The organism is Streptomyces sp. NPDC046900 (genome assembly GCF_040644975.1).
In the GTDB taxonomy this organism is placed as follows: Bacteria; Actinomycetota; Actinomycetes; order Streptomycetales; family Streptomycetaceae; genus Streptomyces.
In genome coordinates this window covers 198,542-216,246 of sequence record NZ_JBEYXD010000005.1, presented here as the reverse complement: position 1 = coordinate 216,246, position 17,705 = coordinate 198,542, and the positions used below count along the sequence as shown (strand labels likewise).

13 protein-coding genes are annotated in these 17,705 nt (G+C 71.4%); 12 read left to right on the top strand and 1 reads right to left on the bottom strand.

Annotated features, from left to right (window positions below; all coding sequences use genetic code 11):
* Positions 1–26: 26 nt before the first annotated feature.
* The 6 genes from ABZ904_RS07845 to ABZ904_RS07820 all read left to right on the top strand — a co-directional run bounded on the left by ABZ904_RS07845 (position 27) and on the right by ABZ904_RS07820 (position 7,547).
* Positions 27–614: an ABATE domain-containing protein gene (locus ABZ904_RS07845; protein ID WP_360991390.1), complete on the top strand. Its 588-nt coding sequence runs from the start codon at positions 27–29 to the stop codon at positions 612–614.
* A 599-nt stretch (positions 615–1,213) separates the two neighbouring features.
* Positions 1,214–1,750: a sigma-70 family RNA polymerase sigma factor gene (locus tag ABZ904_RS07840; RefSeq protein WP_359397056.1), complete on the top strand. Its 537-nt coding sequence runs from the start codon at positions 1,214–1,216 to the stop codon at positions 1,748–1,750.
* Positions 1,747–2,571, top strand: coding sequence for a zf-HC2 domain-containing protein (locus tag ABZ904_RS07835; RefSeq protein ID WP_360991393.1), 825 nt, complete (start codon positions 1,747–1,749; stop codon positions 2,569–2,571). The genes ABZ904_RS07840 and ABZ904_RS07835 overlap by 4 nt, the downstream gene beginning before the upstream one ends.
* Before the next feature lie 149 nt (positions 2,572–2,720).
* Entirely contained in the window at positions 2,721–5,030 is a 2,310-nt protein-coding gene (locus tag ABZ904_RS07830; RefSeq protein ID WP_359396951.1) for a UvrD-helicase domain-containing protein, read from the top strand.
* A 425-nt stretch (positions 5,031–5,455) separates the two neighbouring features.
* Entirely contained in the window at positions 5,456–6,874 is a 1,419-nt protein-coding gene (locus ABZ904_RS07825) for an NAD-dependent malic enzyme (RefSeq protein ID WP_360991397.1), read from the top strand.
* 391 nt (positions 6,875–7,265) lie between these two features.
* Positions 7,266–7,547: an HU family DNA-binding protein gene (locus ABZ904_RS07820; protein WP_351222056.1), complete on the top strand. Its 282-nt coding sequence runs from the start codon at positions 7,266–7,268 to the stop codon at positions 7,545–7,547.
* Between the two features lie 251 nt (positions 7,548–7,798).
* On the opposite strand, the gene murA is transcribed toward ABZ904_RS07820, so the two are convergent.
* A complete protein-coding gene (gene murA / locus ABZ904_RS07815; RefSeq protein ID WP_359396947.1) occupies positions 7,799–9,139 on the bottom strand; it encodes a UDP-N-acetylglucosamine 1-carboxyvinyltransferase in 1,341 nt (446 codons plus the stop codon).
* 252 nt (positions 9,140–9,391) lie between these two features.
* On the opposite strand from murA, the gene ABZ904_RS07810 reads away from it, so the two are divergent.
* From ABZ904_RS07810 to ABZ904_RS07785, 6 genes are all read left to right on the top strand, one after another.
* Positions 9,392–9,961 carry a YqgE/AlgH family protein gene (locus tag ABZ904_RS07810; protein ID WP_359396945.1) on the top strand — a complete coding sequence of 190 codons (570 nt, stop codon included), beginning with the start codon at positions 9,392–9,394 and terminating at the stop codon, positions 9,959–9,961.
* Positions 9,962–9,990: 29 nt separating this feature from the next.
* The gene (locus ABZ904_RS07805) at positions 9,991–10,272 is read left to right on the top strand and encodes a DUF3039 domain-containing protein (protein WP_103841003.1); all 282 of its coding nucleotides are present in this window, start codon (positions 9,991–9,993) and stop codon (positions 10,270–10,272) included.
* An 842-nt stretch (positions 10,273–11,114) separates the two neighbouring features.
* Positions 11,115–12,824, top strand: a complete 1,710-nt coding sequence (locus ABZ904_RS07800) for a beta-N-acetylhexosaminidase (protein WP_360991403.1) — start codon at positions 11,115–11,117, stop codon at positions 12,822–12,824.
* Positions 12,825–13,102: 278 nt separating this feature from the next.
* Complete coding sequence (locus ABZ904_RS07795) at positions 13,103–13,996, top strand: FAD binding domain-containing protein (protein ID WP_359396940.1); 894 nt, start codon at positions 13,103–13,105, stop codon at positions 13,994–13,996.
* Complete coding sequence (locus tag ABZ904_RS07790) at positions 13,993–15,396, top strand: 2Fe-2S iron-sulfur cluster-binding protein (RefSeq protein WP_360991406.1); 1,404 nt, start codon at positions 13,993–13,995, stop codon at positions 15,394–15,396. The genes ABZ904_RS07795 and ABZ904_RS07790 overlap by 4 nt, the downstream gene beginning before the upstream one ends.
* Complete coding sequence (locus ABZ904_RS07785) at positions 15,393–17,705, top strand: molybdopterin cofactor-binding domain-containing protein (protein WP_359396935.1); 2,313 nt, start codon at positions 15,393–15,395, stop codon at positions 17,703–17,705. Before ABZ904_RS07790 ends, ABZ904_RS07785 begins: the two co-directional genes overlap by 4 nt.

Sequence of the window (17,705 nt, the reverse complement as noted above, 5' to 3'; positions counted from 1 at the left end):
GGCAACTCCAAGGCGGTGACAGGCACATGGCATCCGACACGGCCACGGCCTCGTCCGAGCTGCGTTTCGACTCCGGTCGGATCTGCCTGGACCTGCTGGCGACGACGCATCCCGAGGAGCGGCTCGACTCGGTGGAGCGGCTGCGGGCATGGATCGACGGGGCCGGGTTGGTGCCGGTGGGCACGCCGCTGACCGGGGTGGACGCGCGGTGGCTGGCGGCCTTCCGTGAACTGCGCGGGTACATAGGGCGGTTGGTGCGCGGCGAACTGGACGGGCATCCGGCCGACGGGGCGCTGGCATGGGTCAACACGGTGGCGCAGGGGACGGTGCCCGCGCCCTGCGCGATCCGCACCGAGGAGGGCGTGCTGGTACGGCGGCTGTGGACACTCCCGGGGTGCGAGGAACTGCTGGCCGCGGTGGCTCGTGAGGCCGTCGAGCTGCTGACCGACCCGGAGGCGCGGGCGAGTCTGCGGCAGTGCGCGGGCGACAACTGCCCCATCGTCTATCTGGACACGTCCCGGGGGCGCCGTCGCCGCTGGTGCTCGAGCGAGGTGTGCGGCAACCGGGAAAGGGTGGCCCGCCACCGTCGCCGCGCCGCACTCGCCCGCGCGTGACCCCGCCGGGCGACCCGGCTGCGGCCGGGCTTGAGGTGTGGTGGTGGACGCCGGATGCGGCGGATCCGCGCCGGGGCATCGGCCGGTGGCGCGGCGGAGAAGAGAAAAGGCCACGAAAAAGAGGACCGGCGGCGAAGAGAAAATCATCAGGTGACGGAAAGGGGTCGAGCCGTCGCTGAAAGTAGATCCCCGGGCGTAAAAGGGAAGGCATTCTGGAACGCGCGGGAAAACGGCCGAGTCATGGCAGACGGTGGCTGAAACTGAACTGCTGGTGACGGATCTCGACAGACCCTCCATCAAAGTCAAGCCAAATTTTCACAGGATGATCCAGCCCTGCCGGCGAGTGAAGCCTCCGACTGCTGTGACCTGCGTCTCTCGGCTGCTGATGCCGTATGTCCCGTTGGGGGAGGAATGGGTGCCCAGGAGCATGGCGTTCCACACCTTCCCCAAGAAATTTGTGGTCTCACTTTGAACACGGCGGCCCTTGTCTGCGTACCCGGATGTGAGCGACCGACTGGGGGAACCCCCGGACACCGGAGGTAGGCGTGCGCAAGGATTCCGCCGTGGCTGACGAACGAAGGCCAAGGGCCCGCCATCGCATGACCTCGTCCTCGTCGTCCTCGTCGGGGGAACCGGACGAGGAGCTGATGCGCGCCCTGTACAGAGAACACGCGGGACCCCTGCTCGCCTATGTGCTGCGCCTGGTCGCGGGCGACCGGCAGCGCGCCGAGGACGTCGTGCAGGAAACGCTCATCCGTGCCTGGAAGAACGCCGGCCAGCTCAATCGAGCGACCGGTTCGGTACGCCCCTGGCTGGTGACGGTCGCCCGGCGCATCGTCATCGACGGCCACCGCAGCCGGCAGGCCCGGCCGCAGGAGGTGGACCCGTCGCCGCTGGAGGTCATCCCCGCGGAGGACGAGATCGACAAGGCGTTGTGGCTGATGACACTGTCGGACGCGCTGGACGACCTGACCCCTGCTCACAGGGAGGTCTTGGTCGAAACGTACTTCAAAGGGCGTACGGTCAATGAGGCGGCCGAAACGCTCGGCATCCCCAGTGGGACGGTGCGCTCCAGGGTTTTCTATGCCCTGCGGTCCATGAAGCTGGCGCTGGAGGAGCGGGGGGTGACGGCATGAGCAATGTGTACGGGGGATTCGGAACCGGCGGCCCGGGAGCCGTAAGAGGTCCACAGAGTCCCCAGGGACAGGGCGACGTCCACGAGACCGTCGGCGCCTACGCCCTCGGAATCCTGGACGACGCCGAGGCGACGGCCTTCGAGGCCCACCTCGCCACCTGCGACTGGTGCGCCCAGCAGCTGGACGACCTCGCGGGCATGGAGCCGATGCTGGCCGCACTCGCGGACCTGCCCGGCAGTCAGGGCTCCCCGGCCCTCGGCGAATCCCTGTCCGCGAAGCCCAGCCCACGGCTGGCCGAGCGACTGATCGACGAGGTGTCCGAGCGGCGCGCCCAGAAACGCCGGCGCGGCTTCTACCTGGTGGCGGCCGCGGCCGCGCTGATCATCGGCGGCCCGCTCACCGTCATGGCGGTGAACGGCGGCGGTGACAGCGGTACGGCGCAGGACCCGATGGCCATGGGCCCCGCCCAGCAGGCCTTCCAGATCATGAAGGACAAGCACTCCGGGACCGACCCGAGCACCAAGGTCAACGCCGTGGTCGCGGTGGAGCCCAGGGCCTGGGGCACCCACGCCGTTCTCCAGTTGAAGAACGTCAAGGGCCCGCTCAAGTGCTCCTTGATCGCCGTCGGCAAGAACGGCGAGCGCGAGACGGTCACCTCCTGGTCCGTCCCGGACTGGGGCTACGGCATCCCGAACGCCAAGACCGAAGCGGCGAAGTACCCGCTCTACGTGCACGGCGGCGCTGCCTTCACGCCGAACCAGATCGACCACTTCGAGGTCATGACCTTCGACGGGAAGCGGCTGGTGGAGGTGAACGCGTAGGCCATCGCGCAGCTTCCTGAGCACCTCCCGCGGCGTACGCAGGACCACGCCGCGGGCTGACGTGTGCAGGGGGCCCGGGCAGGCCGTAGCCTCTTCGGGCCCCCTTCGCGTACGGTGGACGGCTGCCCAGCACGTAAGAAGGGGGCCCGGTGGCCGCTCAGGTTCAGCAGGAAATCGCGCTCGGCCCGGTCGGCAGGTCCGCGCACGACTCGCTCCGCGACCGGGAGATCAGCGTCGAACAGGAACACCTGGACCGGGTGTACCGGCGCCTCGAGGAGAAGATCCACGAGGCGGAGTTCCTGATGCACGACGCCGCCCAGCGCGGCCACGTCGGCACGCCCGGAGCCCTGGCCGAGCGGGACGCGCAGGTCTTCCGGGCCGGCGTCCACCTGAACCGGCTCAACAACGAGTTCGAGGACTTCCTCTTCGGCCGGATCGACCTGCTTCCCGGCAAGGACGGCAAGAAGGGCCCGGACGGCGCGTACACGGCGGTCGAGCCCGCCGAGGGCGCGGTGCGGGCCGACAACACGGCCGACATCGCCGAGACCCTGCACATCGGCCGCATCGGTGTCCTCGACGAGGAGTACGCGCCCCTGGTCATCGACTGGCGGGCGCCCGCCGCCGCCCCCTTCTACCGGTCCACGCCGGTCGAACCCGGGCGGGTCGTACGCCGCCGGGTCATCCGCTCCAAGGGCCGCAGGGTGCTCGGTGTCGAGGACGACCTGATGCGCCCCGAGCTGAAGGCGACACTCGACGGCCATGAGCTGCCGGTGATCGGCGACGGCGCCCTGATGGCCGCACTCGGCCAGGCCCGCACCCACACCATGCGGGACATCGTGGCGTCGATCCAGGCCGAGCAGGACATGGTCATCCGCGCCCCCGCCTCCTCCGTGACCTATGTCGAGGGCGGGCCCGGCACCGGCAAGACCGCCGTCGCCCTGCATCGGGCCGCCTACCTCCTCTACCAGGACCGGCGCAGATACGCGGGCGGCATCCTGATCGTCTCGCCCACCCCGCTGCTGGTCGCCTACACCGAGGGCGTGCTGCCCTCGCTGGGCGAGGAGGGCCAGGTCGCCATCCGTGCCATCGGCTCGCTGGTCGACGGCGCCGAGGCCACGCTGTACGACTCCCCGTCCGTGGCCCGGGCCAAGGGCTCGTACCGCATGCTCAAGGTGCTGCGGAAGGCCGCCCGCGGGGCCCTGGAGACGAACGGTTCGCCGACCCGGCTGCGGGTCGTCGCCTTCGGTCGCCGCCTCGAACTGGAGGCTGAGGACCTGGAGCGCATCCGGCACCACGCCCTGAGCGGCACCGCTCCCGTGAACCTGCTGCGCCCGCGCGCCCGCAAGCTGCTGCTGGACGCGCTGTGGAACCGCTCCGGCTCGGCCACCCGGCACACCGACCCCGAGCTGGCAGCCGAGCTGCGCTCCTCCTTCGACGAGGACATCGCCTCCGAGGACTCCTTCGTCGCGTTCCTGGACTCCTGGTGGCCGGAGCTGAGCCCGCAGGTCGTGCTGGCCGCGATGGCCGACGAGAGGCGGCTCGGCCGCTGGGCGCGGCGCATTCTCAGCCCGTCGGAGGTGCGGAGGGTCGCGCGCTCCCTGAAGCGGCAGGGGCTGTCCGTGCACGACGTGGCGATGCTGGACGAGCTGCAGGCCGTCCTCGGCCTGCCCGCGCGCCCGAAGAAGAAGCGGGAACTGGACCCGCTCGACCAGCTGACCGGTCTCGAGGAGCTGATGCCCGTACGCGAGGAGTCGCAGCGCGAGCGCGCCGAGCGGCTCGCCCAGGAGCGGACCGAGTACGCGCATGTGATCGTCGACGAGGCCCAGGACCTCACGCCGATGCAGTGGCGGATGGTCGGGCGTCGCGGCCGGCACGCGACCTGGACGGTGGTGGGGGACCCGGCCCAGTCGTCCTGGTCCGATCCCGACGAGGCGGCCGAGGCGCGCGACGAGGCACTGGGCACGCGTCCGCGCCGCCGCTTCACCCTCACGGTCAACTACCGCAACCCGGCGGAGATCGCCGATCTGGCCTCGAAGGTCCTCGCCCTGGCGATGCCCGGCTCCGAGGCCCCCTCTGCCGTCCGCTCCACGGGCGTCGAGCCGCGCTTCCCGGTGGTGCGCGGGTCGATGGCCGAGACCGTACGGAGCGAGGCCGCCCGGCTGCTCGGGCTGGTGGACGGCACGGTCGGCGTCGTCGTGGCCATGAACCGGCGCGAGGAGGCGGCCCGCTGGCTCGAGGGGCTCGGCGACCGGGTGGCGGCGCTCGGCAGCCTTGAGGCCAAGGGCCTGGAGTACGACGCGACGATCGTCGTCTCGCCCGCGGAGATCGCCGACGAGAGCCCCGCGGGCCTGCGGGTGCTGTACGTGGCGCTGACCCGGGCGACCCAGCAGCTGACGGTGGTCTCCAGCGAGCGCGACCAGCCGGACGCGGCCGGGGTGCCGGATCTGCTCCGGGACTGACCTGGACGGGCTCTGGACCGGCCCCCGGCTGACCTGGACCGACCCGTACGGAAGATGAACTCTCGGTTCGGGAATGGCCTTGCCGGATCTGTTTGTTAGCCTTGACGTGACACCGGCCCGATCCAAGCCCCCGGGCCCAACCTTTGTCGCTGCGAGCGACCACTTGCCGCGAGGCGAGCATGGCGGGTCGGTGTCGTTGAACGTTCGAGAGGTCCGCGTCACGTCCGTGACGCGGACCTCTTCTCACTGGTGGGCCGGGTCGCTTCCACCGTCCGGGCCTCTCGTATGGTGGAAGACGCTTTCCGAAAGTACTCGGTTGTGACGAACGAAACGTCCGCAATCCGGGGCCGTTACCACGTACTCCTCAGTAGGTGCGACGATCGGACGGCATATCCGCCACACGGTTAAAGCAGAGGAAGTCGGCCATGGCAACGGCGCCCAGCGTCTCCTACTCGATGACGGTCCGGCTGGAGGTGCCCGCGAGCGGAACCGCGGTCTCCCAGCTCACCACGGCCGTGGAGTCCTCCGGAGGCTCGGTCACCGGCCTCGACGTCACCGCGTCCGGCCACGAGAAGCTCCGTATCGACGTCACCATCGCGGCCACCTCCACCGCCCATGCGGAGGAGATCGTGGGGAAGCTGCGCGGTATCGACGGCGTGACCCTGGGCAAGGTCTCGGACCGTACGTTCCTCATGCACCTCGGCGGCAAGATCGAGATGGCGTCCAAGCACCCCATCCGCAACCGCGACGACCTCTCCATGATCTACACGCCGGGCGTCGCCCGCGTCTGCATGGCCATCGTCGAGAATCCCGAGGACGCCCGCCGTCTGACGATCAAGCGCAACTCCGTTGCGGTCGTGACGGACGGCTCGGCCGTACTGGGCCTCGGCAACATCGGCCCGAAGGCCGCGCTGCCCGTCATGGAGGGCAAGGCGGCCCTCTTCAAGCGGTTCGCCGGCATCGACGCCTGGCCGATCTGCCTCGACACCCAGGACACCGACGCGATCGTCGAGATCGTCAAGGCGATCGCCCCCGGGTTCGCCGGCATCAACCTCGAGGACATCTCCGCGCCCCGCTGCTTCGAGATCGAGGCCCGGCTGCGCGAGGCCCTCGACATCCCCGTCTTCCACGACGACCAGCACGGCACCGCGATCGTCGTCCTCGCCGCCCTCACCAACGCACTTCGCGTGGTGGGCAAGGGAATTGAGAATGTGCGCGTCGTGATGTCGGGCGCCGGCGCGGCCGGTACGGCCATCCTCAAGCTGCTGATCGCGGCGGGCGTCAAGAGCGCCGTCGTCGCCGACATCCACGGTGTCGTGCACGCGGGCCGCGAGGACCTGGTGGCCGCCGCCCCCGACTCGCCGCTGCGCTGGATCGCCGACAACACCAACCACGAGGGCCTCACCGGCACCCTCAAGCAGGCCGTGCGCGGCGCCGACATCTTCATCGGCGTCTCCGCCCCGAACGTGCTCGACGGCGACGACGTGGCTGCCATGGCCGAGGGTGCGATCGTGTTCGCGCTTGCGAACCCGGACCCCGAGATCGACCCCGCAATCGCCCGTCAGACCGCGGCCGTTGTGGCCACCGGACGCTCCGACTTCCCGAACCAGATCAACAACGTCCTGGTGTTCCCGGGCGTCTTCCGCGGTCTGCTGGACGCGCAGTCCCGCACGGTGAACACGGAGATGATGCTGGCCGCGGCCACCGCGCTCGCGGACGTCGTCACCGAGGACGAGCTGAACCCGAACTACATCATCCCGAGCGTGTTCAACGACAAGGTCGCGGGCGCGGTCGCGGGCGCGGTGCGCGATGCCGCGAAGGCGGTGGCGGCCTTCGCCGAGTAGGCCTTGCTGCGCCCGGGCTGTGAGCATTGCCACGGTGGTGTGGATCCGGCGCGTCGTGGAACCCGGGGCGCCTGGTCGCCCTCTATGGTGGCGGCCAGGTCAGGCCCCCGGGGGCCTGCGATCCGTTGCCGCGCGCGGAACGGCGTCACCACAATGAGGCAGTGGCGCTTTTCGTGTGACTCCCACGGGTGTTCTCACGACTCCTACGGGTGCCGGATTGGCTTTCCCGCCGCAGGTGGGGGCAGGATGCGTCTTCGGGCGCGAAGGGTCTGACGACGGACCCGGGTCCGGGGGCCCACCGAGGACCCTGGCAGCATCGGCTTCGACGTGCCCACATGCGGCTCCGCCGCGTGGCACGCCTCAACGGCAAGAAGAACACGGGAGTAACAACATGAACCGCAGTGAGCTGGTGGCCGCGCTGGCCGACCGCGCCGAGGTGACCCGCAAGGACGCCGACGCCGTGCTGGCCGCGTTCGCCGAGACGGTCGGCGAGGTCGTCGCCAAGGGCGACGAGAAGGTCACCATCCCCGGCTTCCTGACCTTCGAGCGCACCCACCGTGCCGCTCGTACCGCGCGCAACCCGCAGACCGGCGACCCCATCCAGATCCCGGCCGGCTACAGCGTGAAGGTCTCCGCGGGCTCCAAGCTCAAGGAAGCCGCCAAGGGCAACTGACCCTGTCGTTCGTGCGCCACGGGACGGCGTACGAGGCCGTACCCCCACGGGACGGCGCAGCGAAGGCCGTACCGCCATGGGACGGCGCAGCGAAGGCCGTACCGCCATGGGACGGCGCAGCGAAGGCCGTACCGCCATGGGACGGCGTAACGAGGCCCGCAGACGCTCCTCGGGACGGCGTACGGGCCCAGTAAGGCCAAAGGGGCGGTCACCCGATCCGGGTGACCGCCCCTCGCGCCGTACCGGCTCGCTCAGCCGAGTGACTTACCGGGCAGCTCGACCTTGGCACCCAGCTCCACGAGCTTGTCCATGAAGTTCTCGTAGCCGCGGTTGATGAGGTCGATGCCGTGGACCCGGGAGGTGCCCTGGGCCGCCAGAGCCGCGATCAGGTACGAGAAGCCACCGCGCAGGTCGGGGATGACCAGGTCGGCGCCCTGGAGCCTGGTCGGGCCCGAAACCACCGCGGAGTGGAGGAAGTTGCGCTGCCCGAAGCGGCAGTCGGAGCCGCCGAGACACTCGCGGTAGAGCTGGATGTGCGCGCCCATCTGGTTGAGCGCGGAGGTGAAGCCGAGGCGGGACTCGTAGACCGTCTCGTGGATGATCGACAGGCCCGTGGCCTGGGTCAGGGCGACCACCAGCGGCTGCTGCCAGTCCGTCTGGAAGCCCGGGTGCACGTCCGTCTCCAGCGCGATGGACTTCAGCTGGCCGCCGGGGTGCCAGAAGCGGATGCCCTCGTCGTCGATCTCGAAGGCACCGCCCACCTTCCGGTAGGTGTTCAGGAACGTCATCATCGAGCGCTGCTGCGCGCCGCGGACGTAGATGTTGCCCTCGGTCGCCAGCGCCGCCGACGCCCAGGACGCGGCCTCCAGACGGTCCGGGACGGCGCGGTGGGTGTAGCCGCTGAGCCTGTCCACACCGGTGATGCGGATCGTGCGGTCGGTGTCCATCGCGATGATCGCGCCCATCTTCTGCAGTACGCAGATGAGGTCCTCGATCTCCGGCTCGACGGCCGCGTTGGACAGTTCGGTGACACCCTCGGCGAGCACGGCCGTCAGCAGCACCTGCTCGGTCGCGCCGACGGACGGGTAGGGCAGCCGGATCTTCGTGCCGCGCAGCCCCTTGGGCGCCTCCAGGTACTGGCCGTCCGCGCGCTTCTCGATGACGGCGCCGAACTGCCGCAGCACGTCGAAGTGGAAGTCGATGGGACGGCCGCCGATGTCGCAGCCGCCGAGGCCGGGGATGAACGCGTGGCCCAGACGGTGAAGCAGGGGGCCGCAGAAGAGGATCGGGATGCGCGAGGAGCCCGCGTGGGCATCGATGTCAGCGACGTTCGCGCTCTCGACGTGCGTGGGGTCGAGCACCAGCTCGCCCGGTTCCTCGCCCGGACGGACCGTCACACCGTGCAGCTGCAGCAGCCCGCGCACGACGCGTACGTCGCGGATGTCCGGAACGTTGCGCAGTCTGCTCGGCGCACTGCCCAGCAGGGCGGCGACCATGGCCTTCGGCACGAGGTTCTTCGCACCTCGGACACGGATTTCGCCCTCCAGCGGGGTTCCGCCGTGGACAAGCAGGACATCGTCGTTGACGGTCATGGATCTCGCGTTCCGTGGAGTTGGGCAGGGGCCGGAGACGTAAGCGTAATGGCCGCCTACCCCCCTCGAGTAAGCCCAAGTACTTCCCAGCCACGTCATAGATTCGCCACAACACGAGCCGTGCGTATCCGGACGCAAGGGGTTACCGCCCGCCGTGTGCGCCCGGGCCGCACCCGTACGCCCTGAGCTGCATTCACCCGCGTACCCGTATTGCCTCCCCATCCGGACGCAAGATGCGGGATCATGTCTGGCATGACCGAGGTGTCCTCGCTCACAGGGCGGCTGCTCGTGGCCACGCCCGCCCTGGCGGACCCGAACTTCGACCGCGCTGTGGTGCTCCTCCTCGACCACGACGAGGAGGGGTCGCTCGGTGTGGTGCTCAACCGCCCCACTCCCGTGGACGTGGGCGACATCCTGGAGGGCTGGGCGGACCTGGCGGGCGAGCCCGGGGTCGTCTTCCAGGGCGGACCGGTCTCGCTGGACTCGGCGCTCGGTGTCGCGGTGATCCCCGGTGGATCGGGAGAGCGAGCCCCCCTCGGCTGGCGGCGGGTGCACGGGGCCATCGGTCTGGTCGACCTGGAGGCGCCGCCCGAGCTGCTCGCCCAGGCGCTCGGCTCGCTGCGCATCTTCGCCGGGTACGCGGGCTGGGGCCCCGGTCAGCTGGAGGACGAGCTGGTGGAGGGCGCCTGGTACGTCGTGGAGTCGGAGCCCGGCGACGTGTCGTCCCCGGAGCCCGAGAGGCTGTGGCGCGAGGTACTGCGACGCCAGCGCAGTGAGCTGGCGATGGTGGCCACCTACCCGGACGACCCTACGCTCAACTGATGCCTGCGGGCTTCAGTACCCTTGGCCCTATGAGCACTCTTGAGCCCGAGCGCGGTACTGGTACGGGGACCCTCGTCGAGCCGACACCGCAGGTGTCGCACGGCGACGGTGACCACGAGCGCTTCGCCCACTACGTCCAGAAGGACAAGATCATGGCGAGTGCGCTCGACGGCACGCCCGTCGTGGCGCTGTGCGGCAAGGTGTGGGTACCGGGCCGCGACCCGAAGAAGTACCCCGTCTGCCCCATGTGCAAGGAGATCTACGACTCCATGGGCAGCGGTGGCGACGAAGGCAAGGGCGGCGACAAGTAGCCGACGGGCTCACCGACTGGCATCGCCGGACCCCCGGGGCGCGCAGTGGCGCACCCCGGGGGTCTTCGTGCCTTCCGCCCGGCGTCCTGCCGGCGCCGGGGACGCGTCCCGCCGGGTCACCGGGCGGTGCGATCTGTTGTCGGCATGTTCATGAGCCCGTAGCGTCCGGTGTTGTGCAGGGCAGAGCGGCCATTGCACATATTGCAACGCACCCGCTCCGGAGGATGCTCGATGAAGCACTCTGCCCGAACCGTCGCGCCACTGGACGCCCGCCCGGCCCCTCGGTCTTCCCGGTGCGTCGACGCCGTCATCGGCGGCCCGGAGAACTGCCCGCGACGCCATCGGGCCCCGTATCGCCGCCTTGACGGAATGCGGCATTCAAGTCCCGGCGGCCCGGACGGATTTGATCGCGACCGCCGTCGGAATCCACTCGGCCGGGCCGGATCGGCACGGCTTCTGCCACTCCTGCGGCGCCCCGCCTTCATCCGGCGGCCGGCGCCGTGACGGCCGCCGCATTCGACGGCGCCGCGCAGGTGCGGATCGGCCTTCACGGGGCGGGAATTCGGCCGTTGCTTCCTCAACGGCCATCGCCCGGTGGGCCCGGCCGTCCTCGCCTTGGGAATGGTCGCGTTTCCCGCGGCGACGGCCAGGACGCGATGCGGCTTCCGGTGCCGGCCCAGGCCGCTGATGACGTTCCTGACCGCCCGTTCCCGATCGACGGATTCATGCGGCGGATTCCTGTGACGACGGCACTCCTCGTCTTCTTCCGGTCCGGTCTTCTTTCGTACTCGTACAGCGACGGCCCGTCTCCGGGCCGGGCGGAGCGGTGAAGGACTGACGTGATGGAACTGATTCCGGCGCCGCGCGCCATCGAGGGCCCCACGCGCTGCGGGGTCCTGCTCGACCGGGAAACCGCCCTGGTGGCCGCACCCGGTACCGGTACCACCGAACGCTGGCTGCGCTCCGCCCTCGGTGGGGCCCTCGGCCTGCCGTTGCCGCCCGGTGCCGAGGACAGCCGCAATTCCGTACGGCTCCGCCTGGACGACACACTGGAACCGGAGGCATACAAACTCAGCGCCATTGTCAACTGGGGTGTGGAGATCCGGGGCGGCAGCGCGGCCGGAGTGTTCTGGGGCGCCCAGACGCTGCGTCAGCTCCTCGGGCCCGAGGCCTTCCGGCGCGCACCCGTGCGACCGGGAGCCGGCCACGGAATTCCGCACCAGATCATCGAGGACGCGCCGCGCTTCCCCTGGCGCGGCCTCATGCTCGACGTCGCCCGGCACTTCATGCCCAAGGACGGTGTGCTGCGCTACCTCGACCTGATGGCCGCGCACAAACTCAATGTCTTCCACTTCCATCTCACCGACGACCAGGGCTGGCGTCTGGAGATCGAGCGGTATCCACGGCTCACCGAGGTCGGCTCCTGGCGGGCGCGCACGAGATTCGGTCACCGGGCCTCCCCGCTGTGGGAGGAGAAACCGCACGGTGGCTTCTACACGCATGAAGACATCCGCGAGATCGTGGCCTATGCGGCCGACCGGCATATCACCGTGGTCCCCGAGATCGACATGCCCGGGCACAGCCAGGCGGCCATCGCCGCGTATCCCGAACTCGGCAACCGCGACGTCGTCGACACGGACTCCCTCACGGTCTGGGACGACTGGGGCATCTCCAGGAACGTCCTCGCGCCCACCGGCAACACCCTGAGGTTCTACGAGGATGTGCTCGAGGAAGTCCTGGAACTGTTCCCCTCGGACTTCATCCACATCGGCGGCGACGAATGCGCCAAGGACCAGTGGCGGAAGTCCCCCGCCGCCCAGGCGCGCATCGCGGAACTCGGGCTCGCCGACGAGGACGGTCTGCAGGCGTGGTTCATCCGGCACTTCGACACCTGGCTCGGTGCGCGCGGCCGCCGGCTCATCGGCTGGGACGAGATCCTGGAGGGCGGGAGGCGGGCCGGAGAGCGCACCCCGGCCGCGGACGGCGAGGAAGGCCTGCGGGAATCACGAGCACCCAAGGGCGAGACGACGGCACTGGGCCTCACGGACGGTGCCGCGGTGTCCTCGTGGCGCGGGTACGCGGGGGGCATCACCGCGGCGCGGGCCGGGCACGACGTCGTGATGTGCCCTGAGCAGCAGGTCTACCTGGACCACCGTCAGGACGGCGGGGCGGACGAGCCGGTGCCCATCGGATATGTGCGCACTCTGGAGGACGTCTACTGCTTCGAGCCGGTTCCGCCGCAGCTCACCGAAGAGGAGGCGCGGCACGTCCTCGGCACCCAGGCCAACGTGTGGACCGAGGTGATGGAGGATCAGTCTCGCGTGGACTACCAGACGTTCCCCCGGCTCGCCGCCTTCGCCGAGGTGGCCTGGAGCGCCCTGCCCGCCCCCGGGGACCGCGACTTCGCGGACTTCGAGCGGCGGATGACCGTGCACTACCGCCGGCTCGACGCCTTGGGCGTGGCCTACCGGCCGCCCGCGGGACCACGTCCGTGGCAGCGGCGACCGGGTGTGCTCGGACGCCCGATCGAGGGTGCGCCCCCGAACGTGTGAGGCGGCCGTGGAGGGGCGGGCGAGGCGCCGGACTCCCTGGAAACGTGACCCCGCATGGGAGAAGCGGCGCAAGCATCACCGAAAAACGGCAATTCATCCTTATTGGGCATTGGTCATCAAAGCGGACCATCTTCCTGGTGAGGGGGCGAATGCCTCCTAGCGGACCCCCGCGTCGGGGGCCGGGAAAGATGTGCCAGAGTTGCCACGTCCGCCCTGTCAGCACGTACCGTACGGCAGCACAGGTGGGACCAGTGGGGCAGCGGGAAGGGGCAGCCGGTTTGACCACGCACGCACCGCAGGCGGCGCAGGCCGTGACGCTGCCCGCCTCGCTGGACGAGGCCGTGGCGGCGCTCGCCGCCGTGCCGGCCGCCGTTCCCGTGGCGGGCGGCACCGATCTCATGGCCGCGGTCAACTCCGGGCAGCTACGACCGGCCGCGCTGGTCGGTCTCGGCCGCATCAGCGAGATCCGCGGCTGGCAGTACCAGGACGGCCATGCGCTGCTCGGCGCCGGACTCACCCACGCGCGCATGGGCCGCCCCGACTTCGCGGCCCTCATCCCCGCCCTCGCGGCGGCCGCGCGTGCGGCCGGACCGCCGCACATCCGCAACGCCGGCACCCTCGGCGGCAACATCGCCTCCGCCGCCCCCACCGGGGACGCGCTCCCGGTGCTGGCCGCCCTGGAGGCCACGGTGGTCATCGTCGGGCCCGGCGGAGCCCGCCGGGAGATCCCGGTCTCGCACCTGCTCGCGGGCGTGGAGATGCTGCGCTCCGGCGAACTCATCGGCTATGTGCGCGTGCCGCTGCTGCACGCCCCCCAGGTGTTCCTGAAGGCCACCGGGCGCACCGGCCCCGGGCGGGCCGTCGCCTCCGTGGCGCTCGTCCTCGACCCCGCCCGGCGCGGTGTGCGCTGCGCCGTCGGCGCCATTGCGCCGATGCCGCTGCGCCCTCTGGAGGCCGAGCAGTGGGTCGCCCAGCTCATCGACTGGGACAACAACCGCACGATCGTCCCGGAGGCGCGCACGGCCTTCGGCGAGTACGTCGCCTCGGCCTGCATCCCCGACGCGGCCCCGGCTGAGGACGGCTCCGTGCAGCAGCTTCCGCCCGCCGTGATGCACCTGCGGCGCACCGTCGCCGCGCTGGCCCGACGAGCACTGGGGAGGGCACTGTCGTGACCGACGACCAGCACCGCGAGGGCGACTCCCGGCGCAGCGCCCGCGGCTCCTGGGAGCGGCTGCCGCAAGGGGACTACGACGACAGCGCCACCGCCTTCGTCCAGCTCCCCGAGGGGGGTATCGACGCACTTCTCGCCGCCGCCGACAGCCCGCTCGCCGCGCCGGGCCACGGCTATGTGCCGCCTTCCTTCACCCCGGCCGCGGGCACGCCCGTCGACCCGGCGGCAGGCGGCAACTGGGGCGCGCCCGCAGAGGGTGCCCAGTGGCCCGACCAGGACACCGCCGGCCAGGAGGGCGGCGGCCGGTTCGCCTACGACCCGGGCGCGACCGGGCAGTGGAACTTCCAGGAGTCGGCGGCCGCGCAGGAGGCGCCCGCGCCCGGGCACGACGTGACCGGACAGTGGTCGATCCCGGTGGCGGGCGGCGACCTGCCGGACGAGTCGGGCGAGTTCAGCACGTCCTCGCTGGTCGAGCAGTGGGGCGGCACCCCGCCCGCGACCCTGCCCGGCGGTGCGGCCGCGCCCTGGGCGACGGGAGCGCCCGGACAGCCCTGGCCGGGCGAGGTACCGGAGAGTGCCGCCGAGGCTCCTGGGGAGCCTTCCGGCGGGTCGTACGAGGCCGGGCGGCCCGGCGGTGCCCCGCAGGCTCCCGAGGCCGCCCAGGAGCCGTCTGAGCCCTCCAGGGCCCCCGAGGCCGAAGAGACACCGGATCCCGGGCCCGAGATGCCGGTGGAGGCAGCCGAATCGGGCGAGCAGGCCCCCGGGCCCGCCCCCACGAACGACGAGCACCCCCTGGCGTCGTACGTCCTCAGGGTGAACGGTGCCGACCGGCCGGTGACCGACGCCTGGATCGGCGAGTCGCTGCTGTACGTCCTGCGCGAGCGGCTCGGCCTGGCCGGCGCGAAGGACGGCTGCTCGCAGGGCGAGTGCGGCGCCTGCAACGTCCAGGTCGACGGACGGCTCGTCGCGTCCTGCCTGGTGCCGGCCGTCACCGCCGCGGGCAGCGAGGTGCGCACCGTCGAGGGCCTCGCCGTCGACGGGCAGCCCTCGGACGTGCAGCGGGCGCTCGCCCGGTGCGGCGCCGTGCAGTGCGGTTTCTGCGTCCCCGGCATCGCCATGACCCTGCACGACCTGCTGGAGGGCAATCCCGCGCCCACCGAGCTGGAGACGCGTCAGGCGCTGTGCGGCAACCTGTGCCGCTGCTCCGGCTACCGGGGCGTGGTCGAGGCCGTCAGGGAGGTCGTCGCCGAGCGGGAGGCGCACGCGGAGGCGGCACCGGACGCCGACGAGGCCCGCATCCCCCACCAGGCCGGACCCGGTGCGGGCGGCGTTCACTCCTCCGCGTTCGACGCCGCGGCCCCGAACGAGCACCCCTACGGCCAGGACGGAGGCCAGGCGTGAGCAACGAAGCCGGCACCGCGACCACTGCGGCGGCCGCACCCGTACCCGCCCCGGACCTGATGCCGCACGGCCTCGGCGTCTCGCTGCCGTCCGCCGACGCCCGCGCCAAGACCGAGGGCACCTTCCCCTACGCGGCCGACCTGTGGGCCGAGGGCCTGCTGTGGGCCGCCGTGCTCCGCTCGCCGCACCCGCACGCGCGCATCCTGTCCATCGACACCAGTCACGCGCGCGAGATGCCCGGCGTCCGCGCCGTGGTCACCCATGAGGACGTGCCCGGCGGCGCCCTCCACGGCCGCGGAACGGCCGACCGGCCGGTGTTCGCCTCCGAGATCGTGCGCCACCACGGTGAGCCCATCGCGGCCGTCGCCGCCGACCACCCCGACACCGCGCGCATGGCCGCAGCCGCCGTCATCGTCGAGTACGAGGTGCTCGACCCGGTGACCGACCCGGAGCAGGCCTTCGAGGCCGAGCCGCTGCACCCCGACGGCAATCTGATCCGCCACATCCCGCTGCGCCACGGCGACCCGGACGCGGCCGGTGACATCGTCGTCGAGGGCCTCTACCGCATCGGCCGCCAGGACCCCGCCCCGATCGGCGCGGAGGCGGGACTCGCCGTGCCCCGGCCCGACGGCGGGGTCGAGCTGTACGTCGCCTCGACCGACCCGCACACCGACCGGGACCGGGCCGCCGCGGTCTACGGCCTCGAACCCGAGCAGGTCAAGGTGGTCGTCACCGGAGTGCCCGGCGCCACCGCCGACCGCGAGGACCAGGGCTTCCAGCTGCCGCTCGGTCTGCTCGCGCTGAAGACGGGCAGCCCGGTCAAGCTGACCGCGACGCGCGAAGAGTCCTTCCTCGGGCATGTCCACCGCCACCCCACCCTGCTGCGCTACCGCCACCACGCGGACGCCGAGGGCAAGCTGGTGAAGGTCGAGGCGCAGATCCTGCTGGACGCCGGGGCGTACGCGGACACCTCCTCGGAGGCGCTCGCCGCCGCCGTCTCCTTCGCCTGCGGCCCGTACGTCGTCCCGAACGCCTTCATCGAGGGCTGGGCCGTGCGGACCAACAACCCGCCCTCGGGCCACGTCCGTGGCGAGGGCGCGATGCAGGTGTGCGCGGCCTACGAGGCCCAGATGGACAAGCTCGCCAAGAAGCTCGGCGTGGACCCGGCGGAGCTGCGGCTGCGCAACGTCCTGGAGACGGGTGACATCCTGCCCACGGGTCAGACGGTGACCTGCCCGGCACCCGTGGCCGAACTGCTGGAGGCGGTACGGGACTACCCGCTGCCCCCGCTGCCCAAGGACACCCCCGAGGAGGACTGGCTGCTGCCGGGCGGTCCCGAGGGCGCGGGCGAACCGGGTGCCGTGCGCCGGGGCGTCGGCTACGGCGTCGGCATGGTGCACATGCTGGGCGCCGAGGGCGCGGACGAGGTCTCCACGGCGACGGTGAAGGTGCAGGACGGCGTCGCGACCGTGCTGTGCGCGGCTGTCGAGACCGGTCAGGGCTTCGCGACGCTGGCCCGGCAGATCGTCCAGGACACACTCGGCATCGACGAGGTACACGTGGCACCGGTCGACACGGACCAGCCGCCGGCCGGTCCGGGCTGCCGGGGACGCCACACCTGGGTGTCGGGCGGCGCGGTGGAACGTGCCGCCAAGATGGTCCGCACGCAGCTGCTGCAACCCCTGGCGCACAAGTTCGGCATGTCCACCGAGCTGCTCCAGATCACCGACGGCAAGATCACCTCGTACGACGGAGTGCTGTCGACCACCGTCACCGAGGCGATGGACGGCAAGGAGCTGTGGGCCACGGCGCAGTGCCGCCCGCACCCGACGGAGCCGCTGAACGAGACGGGCCAGGGCGACGCCTTCGTGGGGCTCGCGTTCTGCGCGATCCGCGCCGTGGTGGACGTGGACATCGAGATCGGCTCGGTACGGGTCGTGGAGCTGGCGCTCGCCCAGGACGTGGGCCGGGTGCTGAATCCGACGCAGCTCATGGCGCGCGTGGAGGCCGGCGTCACCCAGGGCGTGGGCATCGCGCTCACGGAGAACCTGCGTACCGCCCGCGGCCTGATCCGCCACCCCGACCTGACCGGGTACGCCCTGCCGACGGCACTGGACGCGCCGGAGATCCGGATCGTCAAGCTGGTCGAGGAACGGGACGTGGTCGCGCCCTTCGGAGCGAAGTCCGTCAGCGCGGTGCCGGTGGTGACCTCCCCGGCGGCGATCGCCTCGGCGGTACGCGCGGCGACGGGCCGCCCCGTCAACCGCCTGCCGATCCGTCCGCAGGCGGCCGTGGTGACAGCCCAGTGA

What these genes read in the sequence shown, in the direction of transcription:
- ABZ904_RS07825 (WP_360991397.1), top strand. Translation starts at nt 5,456, where the DNA reads ATGGCAACGGCGCCCAGCGTCTCCTACTCGATGACGGTCCGGCTGGAG.
- ABZ904_RS07840 (WP_359397056.1), top strand. Translation starts at nt 1,214, where the DNA reads ATGACCTCGTCCTCGTCGTCCTCGTCGGGGGAACCGGACGAGGAGCTG.
- ABZ904_RS07805 (WP_103841003.1), top strand. Translation starts at nt 9,991, where the DNA reads ATGAGCACTCTTGAGCCCGAGCGCGGTACTGGTACGGGGACCCTCGTC.
- ABZ904_RS07835 (WP_360991393.1), top strand. Translation starts at nt 1,747, where the DNA reads ATGAGCAATGTGTACGGGGGATTCGGAACCGGCGGCCCGGGAGCCGTA.
- murA (WP_359396947.1), bottom strand. Translation starts at nt 9,139, where the DNA reads ATGACCGTCAACGACGATGTCCTGCTTGTCCACGGCGGAACCCCGCTG.
- ABZ904_RS07810 (WP_359396945.1), top strand. Translation starts at nt 9,392, where the DNA reads ATGACCGAGGTGTCCTCGCTCACAGGGCGGCTGCTCGTGGCCACGCCC.
- ABZ904_RS07800 (WP_360991403.1), top strand. Translation starts at nt 11,115, where the DNA reads ATGGAACTGATTCCGGCGCCGCGCGCCATCGAGGGCCCCACGCGCTGC.
- ABZ904_RS07845 (WP_360991390.1), top strand. Translation starts at nt 27, where the DNA reads ATGGCATCCGACACGGCCACGGCCTCGTCCGAGCTGCGTTTCGACTCC.
- ABZ904_RS07820 (WP_351222056.1), top strand. Translation starts at nt 7,266, where the DNA reads ATGAACCGCAGTGAGCTGGTGGCCGCGCTGGCCGACCGCGCCGAGGTG.